The organism is Nitratireductor sp. GISD-1A_MAKvit, assembly GCF_040819555.1.
Lineage (GTDB): Bacteria > Pseudomonadota > Alphaproteobacteria > Rhizobiales > Rhizobiaceae > Nitratireductor.
On record NZ_CP161920.1, the window covers coordinates 2611540 to 2628386 of the forward strand.

Consider the following 16847-nt stretch of genomic DNA (forward strand, 5'->3'; position numbering starts at 1 on the left):
TTCGTTAAGCAAAACCACAGATACCTCCTCACAGAACATTCATGAAAGAAAATCTTATCCGCCGATATTTATGCTTCACGCATAATATTCAGGGGGTAGTGCCTTTTCATGAACCAGATCGATCCGAATCGGCTCCAAGCTTCCAGGACGCCGCGCCACTCGGTCGTGTCGCAGCAGGGAGAAAAGGAAAGCAAGCTTAACCCGATTGCCTGGCAGGTTGCGCAGCAATACAAGCGCGAAACCATGTCGCCCGTCATGGTTCTCGGTGTCATGCGTCTGGTAGAGTTTTCCATGCTCATCCTGACCGGCGTTGCGCTCTATCTGCTTTACGTCGGCCTCTCGCCTGTCCTGTTCTGGCACTACATGATCGCGATCGCCGGCGGGTCGACCCTGATGGTGATCCTGTGCGAATTCACTCATGCCTATCAGATGCGCGCCCTTCGCAACCCAACGGGCTCCATGGGGCGCATTTTCATGGCCTGGGCAGCAACCTTTGCAGCACTCGCGCTTGCCGGCTTCTTCCTGAAAATCTCCGACAGTTTTTCGCGGTTCTGGCTGGGCGCCTGGTTTGTGTGCGGCTTCGGCGCGCTTCTCTTTCTGCGCATCATTGCTTCACGCCTTTTGCGCCGCTGGGCGCGCAATGGAACGATCGAGCGACGCGCTGTGATTGTCGGGGGCGGTGCGAATGCGGAAAAGCTCATTCGCTCCATTGAGCAACAGCCCTATAACGACATCCGCATCTGTGGTCTCTTCGACGACCGCGACGATCTTCGCTCGCCGCCCGTCACAGCCGGTTATCCGAAACTCGGTACAATCACCGAGCTTGTCGAATTCACCCGCATTGCCCGCATCGACATGCTGATCGTCGCCCTGCCGATTTCAGCAGAGAAACGCGTTTTGTCACTGCTCTCCAAGCTGTGGGTTCTGCCCGTCGACATCCGTCTTTCAGCCCACGCAAACCACCTGCGTTTTCGTCCCCGCGCCTATTCCTATATTGGCTCGGTTCCGATGCTCGATATCTTCGACCGGCCAATCAACGATTGGGACTCGGTCGCCAAGCGCGCCTTCGACATCATCTTCAGCCTGATTGGCATCATCGTGTTTTCGCCAATCATGCTGCTCACGGCCATTGCGATCAAACTCGACAGCAAGGGGCCAATTCTGTTCAAGCAGTTGCGGCATGGTTTCAACAATGAACCGATCAAGGTCCTGAAGTTCCGCTCCATGTATGTCGAGCAATGTGATCCGACCGCAAAGGCGGCCGTGACCAAGAACGATCCACGCGTGACACGGGTTGGTCGTTTCATCCGCAAGACCTCGATCGACGAGTTGCCGCAGTTTTTCAATGCGCTGTTTGGCAGCCTCTCGCTCGTCGGCCCCCGCCCCCATGCGCTTGCCGCGCAGGCCCACAACCGCCTTTATGAAGAGGTCGTGGATGGATATTTCGCCCGCCACAAGGTCAAACCCGGTGTGACAGGCTGGGCCCAGATCAATGGCTGGCGCGGCGAAATCGATACGGATGAAAAAATCCGCAAACGTACGGAATACGACCTCTACTACATCGAGAACTGGTCGCTCTGGCTCGATCTCAAGATCCTGTTCCTGACGCCGCTCAGCCTTTTGAACACGGAAAACGCCTATTGAGCCTTCTTGCTTACGATAGAGTATCGACGGACCTTGTCAGCCGGGCCGTGATCGACGCCAAGCTGGTTTCACTCATGAAACTGGGCGCCATCGGGCTTGGGGTTTTCCTGTCCGGATTCGTGATCCGTGAACCGGCACCCTATGAGCTCTATATGGTGGGTCTCATTGGGGTGTGGGCATTTGCCGGCCTGCGGATATCGCGACGCATCGCACCACTGCTCGTCCTGCTCATTGCATTCAATGTGGGCGGTCTGATCTCCCTGACACAGCTGTCGGATCTTGGAACGATACCGCTCTATATAGCCGTCTCGCTCTTCCTGGCACTCACATCCGTCTTCTTCGCAGCCGTGGTCGAGGCGGAGGCCGAGTTGCTTTCGACCGTCTTTCGCGCCTGGGTGGCTGCCGCCACCGCCACGGCACTTGTCGGTATCCTCGGTTATTTTCACGCCTTTCCCGGCGCAGAGATGTTCACCAAATTCGGGCGTGCCGCCGGTGTTTTCGAGGATCCGAATGTGTTCGGACCATTTCTGACACTGCCGGCGATTTATCTTCTTTATCAGATTTTGACCGCGCGAACCGGTCAGGCGCTTCTTGCCACCCTGCCCTTTCTGATCGTTACCGGGGGCATATTCTTCTCGTTTTCACGCGGGGCCTGGGGCCTATTGGTCTTCACCGCCGGCCTTCTGACCGTCACGCTGTTTCTCAACGCACGTCGCGGAACCGAACGCCTGCGCATTGCCGTCACCGCCCTTCTGGCGCTGGCAGGCATAATGCTGGCGCTGCTGCTTGCACTGCAAATCCCTGCGGTGTCCGAACTGTTCACACAGCGCGCTCAGCTTGTACAGGATTACGACGGTGCACGGCTTGGCCGCTTTGCGCGCTTCGGCATCGGCTTTGCCTGGGCGACGGAAAATCCGTTCGGCATCGGCCCATTGCAGTTTGGCCAGATTCTGGGCGAAGACACGCACAATATCTGGCTTAAGGCTCTGCTCGATTATTCCTGGCTGGGTTTCGCGGCGTATCTGACACTGATTCTCTGGTCACTGATGGCCGGGTTTCGCATTCTGTTTCGCCGTCGCCCGTGGCAGCCTTACCTGATCTGTGTCTACATCGTCTTCGTCGGCCATGTCGCGCTCGGCACGGTGATCGACACTGATCACTGGCGCCACTTCTACCTGTTGCTGGGCCTGTTGTGGGGCATGATCGCACTTGACCAGAGATACATGGCCAAACAGACATCGGGTGTCTGAGCTGCTAAAATGGCAGGCATGGATCGGAAGAAAAATGGTCGGAGCGGCGGGATTCGAACCCACGACCCCTTGACCCCCAGTCAAGTGCGCTACCGGGCTGCGCTACGCTCCGAACCGGCGCAAGGGATATAGTTTCCTTCCCGCGCGCGCAAGGCCAAAAAGCCATTCGGGAACAAAAAGCCTGGATCAACCCCGGTTTGGTCGGTTGCACCTGTGATCGACGTCTCAGAACATGCATCGCACGCTGCCGGCACGGTTCAGCGCACCTGATCCAAAAGCCGTTTGCACTCGAGAAGATCGAACAGAGCCTCTTGCAAAAGCGCCCTGTTGTCGCGGGACAGGCTTGAGGAATCGGCAGGCACCGGTCCCTCGGTCTCTCCGCGCCCCAGCCCGAAGAATCGCTTGCTCGGCTTCGCCTTCGCCGTGCCAACCAGAACCTCTTCGTCCGAGGCCGATTTTTCGGATTCGACCTGCTGGCTCTGCGCAATCGCCTCCACGGCAGCCAGATCTCCGCGTCCAATGGCGACGACGAACTGGTTCCCATTCTCGCGCAGGAGCTTCTGCACGCCCTTGATCGTGTAACCCTGATCATAGAGCATGTGACGGATGCCCTTGATTAGGTCGATGTCCTGCGGGCGGTAGTAGCGGCGTCCCCCGCCTCGTTTCAGCGGCTTGATCTGCGAAAAGCGCGTTTCCCAGAAGCGCAGGACATGCTGGGGCAGATCCAGCTCTTCAGCCGCTTCGCTGATGGTGCGGAAAGCGTCGGGGCTCTTGTCCATGATCGTGATCTCTCCTGAAGGTCGGTGCCTTGCAGCCAACCGGATGCCCAACACGCCCAGGCGAACGCACCAGGCACCAGCTGCGGCATCACACCCGCCGATTCGCGATTTTAAACCACTTCCCCTGCCGGCAGAAACCGGCGGTGTGTTGGTTCAGCGAAAGCCGTGTCAGGCGCTCTTGCGCAGGCGCCTTGCCTGATGTGCCTTCAGGATGCGCTCCTTGAGCACATTGGACGCCTTGAATGTCATCACGCGGCGGGGAGAGATCGGTACCTCCTCACCGGTTTTTGGGTTGCGGCCGATGCGCTCGTTCTTGTCTCGCACCTGAAAGGTGGCAAATGAGGAGAGCTTCACCGTTTCACCGCGCACCACCGCGTCGCAGACTTCCTGGAGAACCATTTCGACAAGCTGAGCGGATTCGGTTCGTGACAGTCCGACCTTCCGATAAACGGCCTCAGCCAGCTCGGCACGCGTCAGTGTCTTTCCCCCCATAGGGCTACCCATCCAGATCTTGAAAATGCTTGTGATTTCAATACGCGGCGCTGACGATACAAAAATTGCTTCGCAACGGTCAAGGACGATACACGTGTTTTGCTTCCACTACCAGCGCACCAGCACCGCCCCCCAGGTGAAACCGCCGCCCATGGCCTCCAGAAGCACGAGATCGCCCTTCTTGATCTGACCACGTTCGACAGCAACCGAAAGAGCGAGCGGAACAGAGGCTGCTGAAGTGTTGCCATGCAGATCGACCGTCACCACCACCTTCTCTTCGGCGATGCCAAGTTTCCTGGCCGACGCATCGATGATGCGACGGTTGGCCTGGTGCGGCACGAACCAGTCAATGTCCTCGGCCGTGATCCCCGCCTTGGCAAAGACATCCTCGATCACGTCGGTGATCATGCCGACCGCGTGTTTGAAGACCTCGCGCCCCTGCATGCGCAGATGCCCCACCGTGCAGGTGGTGGATGGGCCGCCATCGACGTACAGTTTGTCGCGCTGGCTGCCGTCCGAACGCAGGGAAGAAGCGATGATGCCACGCTGATCCAGTGACGCGGCGCCCTCCTCCGCTTCGAGCACCACCGCGCCTGCACCGTCGCCGAACAGCACGCAGGTGGTGCGGTCGTTCCAGTCGAGAATGCGCGAGAAGGTTTCCGAACCGATGACCAGCATCCGCTTTGCCTGTCCGCCGCGAATGAAAAGGTCTGCGGTGGTGATGGCGTAGACGAAACCACTGCACACGGCCTGCATGTCGAAAGCAAAGCCGCCCGGCATGCCAAGCCGCTCCTGGATTTCCACCGCAGTCGCCGGGAAGGTGTTGTTTGGCGTCGATGTGGCCAGAATGATCATGTCGATGTCGGCCGGGGTCAGCCCCGCACTGTCGAGCGCGGCGCGAGCGGCCGCTTCTCCGAGCGATGCGGTGGTCTCGTCCTCGGAGGCGATGTGACGCTGGCGAATGCCTGTGCGCTGAACGATCCACTCGTCGGTCGTATCGACCAGTTTCTCGAATTCCGCATTTTTCATGACGCGGCGCGGCAGAGCGGAGCCGATACCACGCACGACGGATCTAATCATGACTACGTCCTATTCATTCACGGCAGCGGCGCCTGCAGCCGCCTGTGGCTTGCGGGCGTGATAAAGATCGAGGGTTGCACGGGTCTTGTCGAGAAGATGGCTGCGCGCCATCTCATAACCGAGCTCGACAGCGGCCGCAAAGCCTTCCGCATCCGTCCCGCCATGGCTTTTCACCACGATTCCGTTGAGGCCGAGGAAAACACCGCCATTCACCTTGCGCACATCCATTTTTTCGCCAAGACGCTGAAATGCGCCACGTGCGAACAAATAGCCGATGCGCGCCATCAGCGTACGGCTCATGGCTTCGCGCAGATAGCCGGCAATCTGTCGCGCCGTACCTTCTGCACTCTTCAGCGCGATGTTTCCGGCAAAGCCCTCCGAGACGACAACGTCCACCGTGCCCTTGCCGATATCGTCGCCTTCCACGAAACCCTCGTATTTCATCGATTTCAGGGCAGCCTCGCGCAGCATGCGGCCGGCTTCCTTGACCTCTTCCTGCCCCTTGATCTCCTCGACCCCCACATTCAGGAGACCGACTGTCGGTCGTTCGAGATCGAAGAGCGCATTGGCCATGGCGGCTCCGAGGATCGCGAAATCCACGAGCTGCTGTGCATCGGCGCCGATTGTGGCGCCGACATCCAGAACGATGCTTTCGCTGCGCGCCGTCGGCCAGATTGCCGCAATGGCGGGCCGTTCAATATCGGCCATCGTGCGCAGACAGAATTTGGACATGGCCATCAGCGCACCGGTATTGCCGGCGGAAACGCTGGCATCCGCCTCGCCGCTCTTGACCGCCTCAATCGCTTTCCACATGGACGACTTCCAGCGCCCCTGGCGCAGTGCCTGGCTTGGCTTGTCATCCATCTGCACCGCGACTTCACAATGCGTGAACTCGCTCACGTCACGAAGGCCTGGCAGACCATCCAGTATGGGGACGACTGCATCCTCGCGACCGTAAATCAGGAACCGGGCGTCTGGGCGCCGTTCGATGACCCTGGTCAGGCCACGCAGCGTGACCTCGGGACCATGATCCCCGCCCATAGCGTCAATCGAAATGCGTACCACGCGTGATGTGCCTCAATGGTTGATCGGGCGCCGGCATCGGCTCAAATGTGCGGCGAAAATAGCGTTTTTGGCCTGCGGCACAACCTCGTTTCGCGCCTTCATCACGCAATTCAGGACTTTTGTCCGAGCTTTCGCAACCCCTCGTAAAGGGGACCGGCCTCATTCGGGGTGTCATCAAGCGGCTGGGAGGTCTCAATAACAGCCCCCGGCTTGCGCGGATAGGGGTCAATGCCGAGAGAGAAAAACTCGACGGCAATCGCACCAACGTCGATGATGCTGCCCTGGAATGTGTCGGGCATGTCGGGGCCTTCCGCGTCGAGCACGAATTCCCCCCCTTCGATCTCATTGCGCGCAAGGCGTGATCCTTCCGGGACCAGCGTGACGGACACATTCTCTTCAATCCGGCTTGCGACCGGTTCCAGCGTCACCACGCAGGCCTGTGTGATATCCGCCGCCACCGTGCCGGTGATCCGCACGCCGTCGGCCTTCCATGGCCGCACCATGAGCTCCGCCGCGAAATCAGCGACGGAAAGAAGGTCGTGCTCTTCGGCAAGAGCCCTGCGTTCGCTCTCATTGGCGCTGATAGACACGGGCAATCCCTTGCGGGCAAGGTGATGGACGTTCACCTCGTGCGAAATGGGTGTCTTGTTCGTTTCGGGCATGGCTCAGCCCTCCCTTTCTGCATCAGGGAACGAAATGTCTGCGGCGATCAGGCGTTCCAAATGCTGTGTTTCCAGCTGGGCGGCGGCGTCAAGTGCGTAGCGCGCGAGCGGGTCGGCGCCCGACCAGCCTTCCGCATCGGGACGGATATTGCGCTGCATCGCTGCTGACAGGGCTTCCAGATCGCCAGCGTCGATCGCTTCACCATACGCGGCAGCGCGACCATAAAACATGCGCGCGAGCTTCTTGATGCGCTTTGGAACGCCCAGATCCCCGATCCCAAGCTCGCGAATCGCGTGTTCCACATCCTGGAAAAACAGATCGGTGAGTTCCTGCGCCACATCGCGCACCTGGTCCCCTTCCTCATCACGAACCCGGCGTAAAAACAGGATCATGTGCAGCGCGATCATCTCGAAACGGCCGAGCGGCGTGTCGGGCACCGCCCAACGCGCATAGAAGACAGGCTGCCGCGAGGCCGCCACGATTCGTTCATACAAGCCGTCGATGACCATACGGCGCGAGCGCTGTCCAAAGCCAAACAGCTTCTGGAACATGAGAATTGCCCTCCCTTGGGGCCGGTTTGGGACAGGATCAGGTTGCATCGGCGCTTAAGCTGGTTTACCCGTTTTGCCGGCGGGGACAAGGGTTTTCGATCGAAAGCCCTCGCGCCGGAGACGTTATGGAGATGTCGTTGCAGGTGAAGAAAATCAACAGTTATCCTGTCGGACGCACAATTTTGGCTGCCGGTATCGCCGGTGCGGCGGCTGCGTTATCCGGCTGCAATGTCGCCAACACGCTCGACGCGCGCGAAACGCTCACCCAGGGCTACGTCATAGACGAACAGGCACTCGAGCTTGTTCCGGTCGGCTCCAGTCGCGAGCAGGTCCTGCTGGCTCTCGGGTCGCCGTCCACAACGGCAACCTTTGACAATGAAGCCTTCTATTACATTTCTCAAAAGCGGGTTCGCGGAGCAGCCTTCATGCGTCCGCGTCTCGTCGAACAACAGGTTCTGGCCGTCTATTTCGGCGACGACCAGCGCGTTTCGAAAATTGCCCATTACGGTCTGGAAGACGGCAAGGTGTTCGATTTCATCTCGCGCACCACGCCAACCGGCGGCAAGGAACAGACCTTCATCGGACAGATTCTCGCCGGCGCCTCGAAGGGCGGCCCTCCTTCCGGTCTCTTCGGCGGCTAGGTCGAGGACGCATTAGCGCGTAGCGATGCGCCGACAGTGTTTCATCCGGTTGAAGACCGCTCAACGTGATTTCGATGACGGTAGAGAGACGGACTGAAACATATCCGATCGCGCCGGTTCCCGCGGGGCAGGATGTTCGCCCAGCCTCCTCGGGAACACACGAACGTCCTTATCCCGGTCTCGTCGTAAGCCCTGTCGGCAAGAACCATTCTGCCCTCGGAAGACCTTCATGTAGAGCACGTTCCATCAAGCTGTCATGCTGCTGACCGCGTGTCTCATGTAAAGGCTCCCTCCCGGCGCTTAAATCACGCCAGCATGCAAAACTTCAATGTCTGCTGTGCCCCGAGACACTCCGGCTTGGCCCGTCAGGTCGGCCGACCGCTTCGAGCCCAAGCCGGACATGCGGCTGCTACTCTCCTCGTATCCGCTTGCGACCCGATTGCCGCCTTTCATCGGCCTGAACACGGCAGCCCAAACCTGCCATTGGTGTAACAACTGAAATTGTCGCAAGTTCTTTCATGATAGGTCTGTAAAAGGATTCAACTGGTTAGGTCATTCGACCTAGCAGTATCAAATCCAATTCTTGCCGCCGTGCTAATTTCTTTGATAGGCAATCCACCACCGTTTTGACTGCGTCAATGGAGTGTCAACTCCGGTATTAAAGTAAAATGACCCCGATCAACTTCCATGAGAGATTGACTTGCCTGTCACCTTGAACCTCTACCTCGACGATTCGGGAACTAGACATCCCACCCGCAAGATAGGGAAGAAAGCGGCGCACGGATACGACTGGTTCGCGCTCGGCGGAATCCTGGTTCGAAGTGACGAAGAGGACTATGCTCGAGATCTTCACGCTAAGTTCTGTGAGAGATGGGAAATCACGGCCCCCTTGCACTCTTCGGAAATCAGATCGCAGAAAGAGAACTTCAATCTCTTGCGTGGTTGGGAGAAGAAGAAGCTAGAGGCATTCTACGAAGAACTTTATATTCTGATGCGAGAGGTACCTGTCCTCGGTATCGCGTGCACTGTTGACCGTCCCGGATACTGTGGACGATACCTTGAGAAATATCAGCAGAACCCTTGGTTGCTCTGCAAAACGGCATTTACTGTCGTCGTCGAACGTGCTGCGAAACACGCTATCGCAAAGGGCATGAAGTTGCGCGTGTATCCCGAGCGCTGCAACAAGGCTGAAGATGCGAACTTGGAGGGCTATTACGAGACTCTAAAGGCGGAGGGTATGCCGTTCGCAAAGGAAAGCTCCGATAAGTACGCCCCCTTGACCCAAGAGCAACTGACGGAGACGCTATACGAGTTCAAGACCAAGCGGAAGACTTCACCGATGGCGCAACTGGCGGATTTGTATCTCTGGCCGATCTGTATGGGGGGCTATCACGCCAGCAATCGTCCTTACCAGCGCCTAACCGAAGATGGAAAGTTGATTGACTGCCATATCAAAAAAGACGCGCGGGCCGATGCTCGGCTCCAAATATAGCTGCTTTGAGAAAGTCGAACGCAAGGCCTGAAAACTCAAAAAGCCTCCGACGTTTCCGTCGAGGCTTTTGGGCGACCGCAAAGGCGATCTCGTGGGCCACGCCCAACTATGTAACTAACCTACCGTATGATTCGTTGCAAGGGATTTTTCGTTACACCGAATTAACCAGACGACGGGACGAACGAGCAGCCGACCCGCGATATCGATAGTTTGAGGGCATTGGCTAAGTGAACGACCGCTCCGTCCCGCAATGCGGACCTACGCGGTTGATTGATCGTTTTCGGAGGTTTCGCCGAAAGCGGTCATCGGCGCTCGCTTATGAGTACACGGCCTGGTCAATCAGATATCTCAGGCAACACCAAAGCCCGCGAGCGATGCTCGCGGGCCTTTTTCCTTGTCACGAATGCAGGCTTGTCGGCCTGTCAGTGAGCCAGAACGGCAAGCAGGAGAAGCGCGATGATGTTGGTGATCTTGATCATCGGGTTCACCGCCGGGCCTGCCGTGTCCTTGTAGGGATCGCCCACCGTATCACCGGTCACCGAAGCCTTGTGCGCCTCAGAGCCCTTTTCATGTCTGGTGCCGTCAGCATCGACGAAACCGTCCTCGAAGGATTTCTTGGCATTGTCCCAGGCGCCGCCGCCGGCGGTCATGGAGATTGCCACGAACAGGCCCGTGACGATCACGCCCAGAAGCATGGCACCAAGCGCGGAGAAGGCTTCGCTCTTGCCTGCGATGGCGTAGACCACCGCAAACGCCACCAGCGGCGAGAGCACCGGCAGGAGCGAAGGCACGATCATTTCCTTGATCGCGGCCTTGGTCAGAAGGTCCACCGCCGCGCCATAGTCAGGCTTTTCCCTGCCTTCCATAATGCCAGGTTTCTCACGGAACTGCCGGCGCACCTCCTGCACGATGGCGCCGCCCGCGCGGCCCACCGCCGTCATGGACAGACCGCCAAACAGGAACGGCAAAAGGCCACCGAAGAGAAGGCCGGCGACCACATAGGGGTTTGAGAGTGAGAAATCGACGCTCACGCCCTCAAAGAAAGTACCCGGCTCCGCATTGGCGGCAAAGTATTTCAGGTCCTCTGTGTAAGCAGCGAAGAGAACCAGCGCGCCAAGACCGGCAGACCCGATGGCATAGCCCTTCGTCACGGCCTTGGTGGTGTTGCCGACCGCATCGAGCGCGTCGGTGGTCTGGCGCACCTCGGCCGGCAGATCCGACATTTCAGCGATGCCGCCGGCATTGTCGGTCACGGGACCGAACGCATCGAGCGCCACCACCATGCCCGCCAGCGCCAGCATGGTCGTCACCGCAATGGCGATGCCGAAGAGACCCGCCAGATTGAACGACAGGATGATGCCGGCAATGATGACGATTGCCGGAAGCGCCGTCGCTTCAAGCGAAACAGCCAGCCCCTGGATGACATTGGTGCCGTGCCCGGTCACCGATGCCTGGCTGATGGAACGCACCGGCCGGTAGCCGACGCCGGTATAATATTCGGTGATCCAGATGATGAGCCCGGTCACGCCGAGGCCCACCACGCCGCACCAGAAGAGCGACATGCCCGTAAACTCTGAACCATTGCTCGCCGAAAAGGACGTGGATCCGCCGAGCCAGCCCCAGACAATGCCGCCAAGCGCGACGACCGAAAGGGCGGCAGTTGCCCAAAACCCCTTGTAGAGCGCGCCCATGATGGAGTTGTTGGAGCCGAGCTTGACGAAAAACGTCCCGATGATCGACGTCACCACGCAGGCAGCGCCGATAACCAGCGGGAAGAGCATGAGCGTCAACGCCACTTCGCCGGTGAAGAAGATCGAGGCGAGCACCATGGTGGCGACGACGGTCACCACATAGGTTTCGAACAGATCGGCGGCCATGCCAGCGCAATCGCCGACATTGTCGCCCACATTGTCGGCGATGGTCGCCGGGTTGCGCGGATCGTCCTCCGGGATGCCCGCCTCCACCTTGCCCACCAGATCGCCGCCGACATCCGCACCCTTGGTGAAAATGCCGCCGCCCAGACGCGCGAAGATGGAAATCAGCGAGGCGCCGAAGCCGAGCGCCACCAGCGCGTCAATGACGATGCGATCCGTCGGCGTATGGCCGAGCGGCCCGGTGAGAACCCAGAAATAGACCGACACGCCGAGCAGCGCGAGACCCGCCACCAGAAGGCCGGTGATCGCACCGGACTTGAACGCGATGTCGAGACCGGCTGCCAAGCTGTTGGATGCGGCCCTGCGCCGTGCGCACATTGGCACGCACCGAAACATGCATGCCGATAAAGCCTGCGGCAGCCGAAAGCACCGCACCGATGAGGAAGCCGATGGCCGCCACGCCGGTGAGAAGCCACCATGCGAGAATGAAGACCACGACGCCGACGATGGCGACGGTGGTGTACTGCCTTGTCAAATAAGCCTGCGCCCCCTCCCGGATGGCACCGGCGATTTCCTGCATGCGTGCATTGCCCTGATCGGCGGCCAGCACCGATCGTGTTGCCCAGATGGCGTAAAGTATGGAAAGCACACCGCAGGCGATGACCACGTAAAGCATGTTCATTGCCAATCTATCCCTTGATCTCGACCCGCGACTGGAACCCCCTCCCGGGTCACGCTGGAAAGGCCGGCGGCATTCGCGCCCCTCCCGGCCCAATGCGCGCAGCTTGGGCGAAGGCGCGCGGACACGTCAAGCTTGTAGGGGATAAATTGTCGCAGGTATGCGCCGGCACGGCTGTCAACGCGCCGTTCTCAAGGGGTTGAGGGTCAGGCGACCTGTCTGGAGCGGCGGCCGATGGCCATGACACCCAGTGCGAGAAGGCACGAACCGGCAACAGGAATCACGATCCAGGCGAGCATGTTCCAGCCGAACGCATTGTAGATCTGACCCGACATCAGAGAGGCAAAGGCCGTGGTCGAGAACAACAGAAAGTCGTGCACACCCTGCACACTGTTCTTCTCCGATGGCCGGTAGCACTCCGCAACCATCGCCGTTGCGCCGATGAAGCCGAAATTCCAGCCAATGCCAAGCAGGATCAGCGCCGTCCAGAACTGCCATAGCTCGATGCCCGATAACGCCACGATGGCGCAGGCAATAAGCGTCAAAAGTCCGGTTGCGACAATGGTTTCCTTGCCGAAACGCGCGATCAGCCGACCGGTAACGAAACTTGGCGCGAACATCGCCATTACATGCCAGGAAATGCCGAGCGTCGCTTCGTCGGGCGTGAAGCCGCAACCCACCATGGCGAGCGGCGCACCCGTCATGACGAAGCTCATCAGCGCGTAAGAGGCGACGCCGCAAAAGAGCGAAACCAGAAAACGCGGCTGCGACAGAATCTGAAGCAGCGGCCGGGCCGGCTCATGATCGTCCAGCATTGCGGATGGCGCCTCCTTTGGCAGGCGCAGGAAGGACAGAATGAACGATCCCAGAAGGCCCAGAACCACGAGCGCTGCGAAGGCGCCGGCAAACTGGATCGGTGCAAACAGGTCACGCGTATAAATCACGGTCTGCGGACCGATGATCGCAGCGAAGACGCCGCCGCCCAGAACCCAGGAAATGGCTTTCGGTTTGAAATCCGAGGGCGCGTTGTCGGCGGCTGCAAAGCGGTATTGCTGCAGGAACGCGTTGCCGATGCCTGCCAGCAGGAGGCCGATGGCGAAAAGCCAGAAACTGCTCTGGAACAGAGCGGAGGCGGCGACGAAACCGCCGCTTGCCGTGACAAGACCACCGGCCATGAAACCGTTGCGACGCCCCACCGCTCGCATCAGGGCGGCAGCGGGAAGCGCGCCCAGCGCGATGCCGACATTGAAGCCCGTGACTGGCGCCGTTGCGAGCGATTTGTCGCTGCCAAGCAGATAAAAACCGGCAAGACCACCCATGGAGATGGCGATCGGGGCTGCGGAACCGACGATGGCCTGTGCGGAAGCAAGAATCAGCGCGGTGCGTTTTGCCTCGCGGTACAGGTCATCGCGTGTTTCGGTCATTCCGCGTCTTTCCCCCTGCCCTCATTGCGACTGCGCCGGGCAACCCGGTCGAGCACCGCATTGACAAGCTTCGGCTCGTCCTCGGTGTAGAACGCCTTGGCAATGTCCACATATTCCGAAACGATTACGGCAACCGGCACATCCTTGCGCCGCGTCAGCTCATAGACTCCGGCGCGCAGGATGGCGCGCAGCGTCGAATCAAGACGCGAAAGCGGCCAGTCCTCCGTCAGTGCCTTGCGGATCACCGGGTCGATCGTCTTCTGATCTTCGACAACACCCGAAAGAATGGCACGAAACCATTGCGGGTCTGCATCGCGGTAGAGTTCGCCGTCGATCTCCTTGCCGAGACGGAAAAGCTCGTATTCCGCCGTGGTTTCCAGCAGGCCCGTGCCTGCAACATCCATCTGGTAAAGCGCCTGAACGGCAGCAAGCCGGGCTGAGCCCCGTTTGTTGGCCGGGCGAAAGCCGTCTGCGGTCGGTTCGGTCACATCAAGCTCCCATGCGCTGTTTGAGCGCAATCATCGTCAGTGCCGCTTCGGCGGCAAAATATCCCTTGCCCATGCTCTCGCCGCTCGTGCCTTCGCTTTTTTCGATGCGGGCCAGTGCCTGCGCCTCGTTCTCGACGGTCAGGATGCCATTGCCGATGGCGAGGTTCTTCTCAACGGCAAGGTCCATCAGTGCACGGCTCGATTCATTGGCGACCACATCGAAATGGTAGGTTTCGCCGCGGATGACACACCCAAGCGCCACATAGCCATGATAAAGCGCACCGCCATTTCCGGACGCAGCAAAGGCGATTGCGGCCGGAACTTCCAGCGCTCCGGGAACGGTCACCACATCATAGGCCGCTCCGGCGGCATCCAATGCAGCCTTTGCACCTTCAAGAAGACCATCGGCCAAATGGTCATAGAAACGGGCTTCGACGATCAGCAGCCTCAGGGGGCGCGCATCGGCCATGACATTCTCCACACGGCTATAATTCTAGAATGAGAGCGCTGCCTTAAGCCTCTTTGGCGGCATCCGCAAGACGTGCGGCGTAACGGGCCATCGTATCGACCTCGATATTCACCCGGTCGCCCACCTTTCGCTCTCCCCAGGTGGTAACGGAGAGCGAGTGATGAATAAGCAGAACGTCGAAACGCTCACCTGAGACGCGATTGACCGTAAGGGACGTACCGTCCAGCGCCACCGAACCCTTGGGCGCGATGAATTTGGCGAGTTCCTTCGGCGCTTCAAGCACGAAACGAACGGCTTCCCCCTCATCCTGGCGCTCGACGATTTCGGCCATGCCGTCCACGTGACCCGAGACGATATGTCCACCAAGTTCATCGCCCACTTTCAGCGCGCGTTCCAGATTGATGCGCTGTCCCTGCTGCCAGCCGGAAGCCGTCGTCAGTCGCAGGGGCCTCTTCCCAGGCCTCCACCTCGAACCAGCGCGTGTTCGCGCCCTCTTCAGGCAGCGCCACCACGGTGAGACAGACACCCGCGCAGGCAATCGAAGCGCCAATGTCGATGGTCGCCGGATCGAAATTTGTCTCGATGCGCAGCAGCACCCCTTCATCGCGCGGGGTGACGGACTGCACCACGCCTATGTCCGTGACAATGCCGGTGAACATCGCTCGCCTTTCACATATTCCAGATAAACATCGTCGCCAAACCGCGCTTCGCGCAGCAGGTGAAAACCTTCCGGGATATGGTCGCAATCGATCGGTGCGGCAATCCCGCCAGGGCCGATTTCCGATGGCCCAACAAAGAGTGCGAGCCGGTCGACCACCCCTTCCTCGATGAACATCCGGGCAGTGAAGGCCCCCCCCTCCACCATGAGGGTCAGAATACCCCGCGCTGCCAGATCCTCCAGAAATTCCGGCAATGCGATCTCGCCGTCATGGAGTTCGACGCCGAGAAAGTCGACGCCTGCCTCGGCCAGGGCCTTTCTGCTTTCCGGCTGACAGTTTTCCGCCGCCGTGATCAGAACCGGCACATCGCGTGCAGACTGTGCCAGAGCGGACTGCACCGGGAGCTTCATCCCCCGGTCGAGCACGACGCGGAGCGGTGAGCGGTGTTCAAGCCCCGGCAGCCGGCAGGTCAGCGACGGATCATCCGCCAACACCGTACCGATGCCGACGAGGATAGCGTCGCTCTCCGCCCGCATCATGTGCGCCTGCCTGCGTGATACGGGGCCGGTGATTGCAACCTGTCCCTCCCCTTTCCGACCGATCATCCCATCGGCGGATATGGCAAGCTTGAGAGTCACTTCCGGACGTTTTCTCTCGGATCGCGTGAGATAGCCGCGCAGCATGTCCGCAGCCTCGTCCGCCAGCACGCCTTCGACCACCTCGATGCCCGCGTCGCGCAGGATGGCGTAGCCCCTGCCGCTCACGCGCGGATCGGGATCGCTCGCCGCGCCCACCACACGGGTAACGCCGGCGGAGACCAACGCATTGGCGCAAGGGGGTGTGCGGCCGTGATGGGCGCAGGGTTCGAGCGTGACATAGGCAGTCGCGCCACGCGCCGCCTCGCCGGCTTCTGCAAGCGCCTGCGGCTCGGCATGCGGGCGTCCGCCAATGGCGGTGACGCCACTGCCCACGATGCGTCCATCGCGCACGATCAGGGTTCCAACGGAGGGATTGGTGCCGGTCAGGCCGAGATTGCGGCGCGACAGCCGGATCGCAGCCGCCATGAACCGCCGGTCGAGCTCGCTTGCCGGCCCGCTGTTCATACCGCTAGTCCTCTTTGCCCTTCAGTTCACCCAGAACGTCCTGAAAATCCTTGGCTTCGCGAAAATTGCGATAGACCGAGGCAAAGCGCACATAGGCCACGTCATCCAGCGCCTTGAGCGCATCGATGACAAGCAGGCCGATATCGTCTGACGGGATTTCCGTCTCGCCCGAGCTTTCGAGCTGGCGCACGATGCCGGTGACCGCGCGTTCCACGCGCTCCGGCTCCACATTGCGTTTTCTCAGCGCGATGTCGAAGGAGCGCATCAGCTTGTCTCGGTCGAACGGCACCTTGCGGCCCGACCGCTTGACCACCACCAGATCGCGCAGCTGGATGCGTTCGAAAGTGGTGAAACGCCCGCCGCAATCGGGACAGGCGCGCCGTCTCCGGATCGCCGCCCCGTCTTCGGCGGGGCGGGAATCCTTTACCTGTGTGTCTTCCGACTGGCAGTAGGGACAGCGCATATCGGGCCCTTCTTCACGAATCCGTTCGTGA

The 16847-nt window shown here is 59.9% G+C and carries 15 protein-coding genes, 1 tRNA gene and 3 pseudogenes; 4 read left to right on the forward strand and 15 right to left on the reverse strand.

Features of this window, described 5'->3' with window-relative positions; translation table 11 throughout:
- Positions 1 to 108: 108 nt before the first annotated feature.
- Both AB2N04_RS13730 and AB2N04_RS13735 read left to right on the forward strand, forming a co-directional pair.
- Entirely contained in the window at positions 109 to 1644 is a 1536-nt protein-coding gene (locus AB2N04_RS13730) for an undecaprenyl-phosphate glucose phosphotransferase (RefSeq protein WP_367714983.1), read from the forward strand.
- Complete coding sequence (locus AB2N04_RS13735; RefSeq protein ID WP_367714984.1) at positions 1641 to 2894, forward strand: O-antigen ligase family protein; 1254 nt, start codon at positions 1641 to 1643, stop codon at positions 2892 to 2894. The genes AB2N04_RS13730 and AB2N04_RS13735 overlap by 4 nt, the downstream gene beginning before the upstream one ends.
- Before the next feature lie 35 nt (positions 2895 to 2929).
- Here AB2N04_RS13735 and AB2N04_RS13740 read toward each other — a convergent pair.
- The 7 genes from AB2N04_RS13740 to AB2N04_RS13770 form a co-directional block, all read right to left on the reverse strand.
- Positions 2930 to 3006: transfer RNA gene (locus tag AB2N04_RS13740), tRNA-Pro, on the reverse strand.
- Positions 3007 to 3151: 145 nt separating this feature from the next.
- Positions 3152 to 3673, reverse strand: a complete 522-nt coding sequence (locus tag AB2N04_RS13745) for a MerR family transcriptional regulator (RefSeq protein ID WP_367714985.1) — start codon at positions 3671 to 3673, stop codon at positions 3152 to 3154.
- 168 nt (positions 3674 to 3841) lie between these two features.
- On the reverse strand, positions 3842 to 4165 hold the full coding sequence (locus AB2N04_RS13750) for an integration host factor subunit alpha (protein ID WP_367714986.1): 324 nt from the start codon (positions 4163 to 4165) through the stop codon (positions 3842 to 3844).
- 108 nt (positions 4166 to 4273) lie between these two features.
- A complete protein-coding gene (locus tag AB2N04_RS13755; protein ID WP_367714987.1) occupies positions 4274 to 5245 on the reverse strand; it encodes a beta-ketoacyl-ACP synthase III in 972 nt (323 codons plus the stop codon).
- A gap of 9 nt (positions 5246 to 5254) precedes the next feature.
- Positions 5255 to 6310: a phosphate acyltransferase PlsX gene (gene plsX / locus AB2N04_RS13760; RefSeq protein WP_367714988.1), complete on the reverse strand. Its 1056-nt coding sequence runs from the start codon at positions 6308 to 6310 to the stop codon at positions 5255 to 5257.
- Between the two features lie 110 nt (positions 6311 to 6420).
- The gene (locus AB2N04_RS13765) at positions 6421 to 6972 is read right to left on the reverse strand and encodes a DUF177 domain-containing protein (protein WP_367714989.1); all 552 of its coding nucleotides are present in this window, start codon (positions 6970 to 6972) and stop codon (positions 6421 to 6423) included.
- Positions 6973 to 6975: 3 nt separating this feature from the next.
- Positions 6976 to 7524 (reverse strand): ubiquinol-cytochrome C chaperone family protein, encoded by a 549-nt coding sequence (locus tag AB2N04_RS13770; RefSeq protein ID WP_367714990.1) that lies wholly within the window; start codon positions 7522 to 7524, stop codon positions 6976 to 6978.
- Positions 7525 to 7649: 125 nt separating this feature from the next.
- Here AB2N04_RS13770 and AB2N04_RS13775 point away from each other — a divergent pair, with 125 nt between their 5' ends.
- Complete coding sequence (locus AB2N04_RS13775; RefSeq protein WP_367714991.1) at positions 7650 to 8165, forward strand: outer membrane protein assembly factor BamE; 516 nt, start codon at positions 7650 to 7652, stop codon at positions 8163 to 8165.
- Positions 8166 to 8180: 15 nt separating this feature from the next.
- Here AB2N04_RS13775 and AB2N04_RS13780 read toward each other — a convergent pair.
- Positions 8181 to 8302, reverse strand: a pseudogene (locus AB2N04_RS13780) (IS5/IS1182 family transposase); the annotation flags it as partial.
- Positions 8303 to 8865: 563 nt separating this feature from the next.
- Between AB2N04_RS13780 and AB2N04_RS13785 the strand changes: the two are divergent.
- Complete coding sequence (locus AB2N04_RS13785) at positions 8866 to 9657, forward strand: DUF3800 domain-containing protein (protein WP_367714992.1); 792 nt, start codon at positions 8866 to 8868, stop codon at positions 9655 to 9657.
- A gap of 422 nt (positions 9658 to 10079) precedes the next feature.
- Here the strand turns inward: AB2N04_RS13785 and AB2N04_RS13790 are convergent.
- The 7 genes and pseudogenes from AB2N04_RS13790 to nrdR all read right to left on the reverse strand — a co-directional run bounded on the left by AB2N04_RS13790 (position 10080) and on the right by nrdR (position 16816).
- Positions 10080 to 12213: pseudogene (locus tag AB2N04_RS13790) on the reverse strand (sodium-translocating pyrophosphatase).
- A 203-nt stretch (positions 12214 to 12416) separates the two neighbouring features.
- Positions 12417 to 13634 (reverse strand): MFS transporter, encoded by a 1218-nt coding sequence (locus tag AB2N04_RS13795; protein WP_367714993.1) that lies wholly within the window; start codon positions 13632 to 13634, stop codon positions 12417 to 12419.
- Positions 13631 to 14122, reverse strand: coding sequence for a transcription antitermination factor NusB (nusB, locus tag AB2N04_RS13800; RefSeq protein ID WP_367714994.1), 492 nt, complete (start codon positions 14120 to 14122; stop codon positions 13631 to 13633). The genes AB2N04_RS13795 and nusB overlap by 4 nt, the downstream gene beginning before the upstream one ends.
- 1 nt (position 14123) lies before the next feature.
- The gene (gene ribH / locus AB2N04_RS13805) at positions 14124 to 14591 is read right to left on the reverse strand and encodes a 6,7-dimethyl-8-ribityllumazine synthase (RefSeq protein WP_367714995.1); all 468 of its coding nucleotides are present in this window, start codon (positions 14589 to 14591) and stop codon (positions 14124 to 14126) included.
- Positions 14592 to 14634: 43 nt separating this feature from the next.
- Positions 14635 to 15250, reverse strand: a pseudogene (locus tag AB2N04_RS13810) (riboflavin synthase).
- On the reverse strand, positions 15223 to 16353 hold the full coding sequence (ribD, locus tag AB2N04_RS13815) for a bifunctional diaminohydroxyphosphoribosylaminopyrimidine deaminase/5-amino-6-(5-phosphoribosylamino)uracil reductase RibD (RefSeq protein WP_367714996.1): 1131 nt from the start codon (positions 16351 to 16353) through the stop codon (positions 15223 to 15225). The pseudogene AB2N04_RS13810 and the gene ribD overlap by 28 nt, the downstream one beginning before the upstream one ends.
- A gap of 4 nt (positions 16354 to 16357) precedes the next feature.
- Entirely contained in the window at positions 16358 to 16816 is a 459-nt protein-coding gene (gene nrdR / locus AB2N04_RS13820) for a transcriptional regulator NrdR (protein ID WP_025031595.1), read from the reverse strand.
- Between the last annotated feature and the right edge of the window lie 31 nt (positions 16817 to 16847).

What these genes read in the sequence shown, in the direction of transcription:
- AB2N04_RS13730 (WP_367714983.1), top strand. Translation starts at nt 109, where the DNA reads ATGAACCAGATCGATCCGAATCGGCTCCAAGCTTCCAGGACGCCGCGC.
- AB2N04_RS13745 (WP_367714985.1), bottom strand. Translation starts at nt 3,673, where the DNA reads ATGGACAAGAGCCCCGACGCTTTCCGCACCATCAGCGAAGCGGCTGAA.
- AB2N04_RS13750 (WP_367714986.1), bottom strand. Translation starts at nt 4,165, where the DNA reads ATGGGGGGAAAGACACTGACGCGTGCCGAGCTGGCTGAGGCCGTTTAT.
- AB2N04_RS13755 (WP_367714987.1), bottom strand. Translation starts at nt 5,245, where the DNA reads ATGATTAGATCCGTCGTGCGTGGTATCGGCTCCGCTCTGCCGCGCCGC.
- AB2N04_RS13765 (WP_367714989.1), bottom strand. Translation starts at nt 6,972, where the DNA reads ATGCCCGAAACGAACAAGACACCCATTTCGCACGAGGTGAACGTCCAT.
- AB2N04_RS13770 (WP_367714990.1), bottom strand. Translation starts at nt 7,524, where the DNA reads ATGTTCCAGAAGCTGTTTGGCTTTGGACAGCGCTCGCGCCGTATGGTC.
- AB2N04_RS13775 (WP_367714991.1), top strand. Translation starts at nt 7,650, where the DNA reads ATGGAGATGTCGTTGCAGGTGAAGAAAATCAACAGTTATCCTGTCGGA.
- AB2N04_RS13795 (WP_367714993.1), bottom strand. Translation starts at nt 13,634, where the DNA reads ATGACCGAAACACGCGATGACCTGTACCGCGAGGCAAAACGCACCGCG.
- ribH (WP_367714995.1), bottom strand. Translation starts at nt 14,591, where the DNA reads ATGGCCGATGCGCGCCCCCTGAGGCTGCTGATCGTCGAAGCCCGTTTC.
- ribD (WP_367714996.1), bottom strand. Translation starts at nt 16,353, where the DNA reads ATGAACAGCGGGCCGGCAAGCGAGCTCGACCGGCGGTTCATGGCGGCT.
- nrdR (WP_025031595.1), bottom strand. Translation starts at nt 16,816, where the DNA reads ATGCGCTGTCCCTACTGCCAGTCGGAAGACACACAGGTAAAGGATTCC.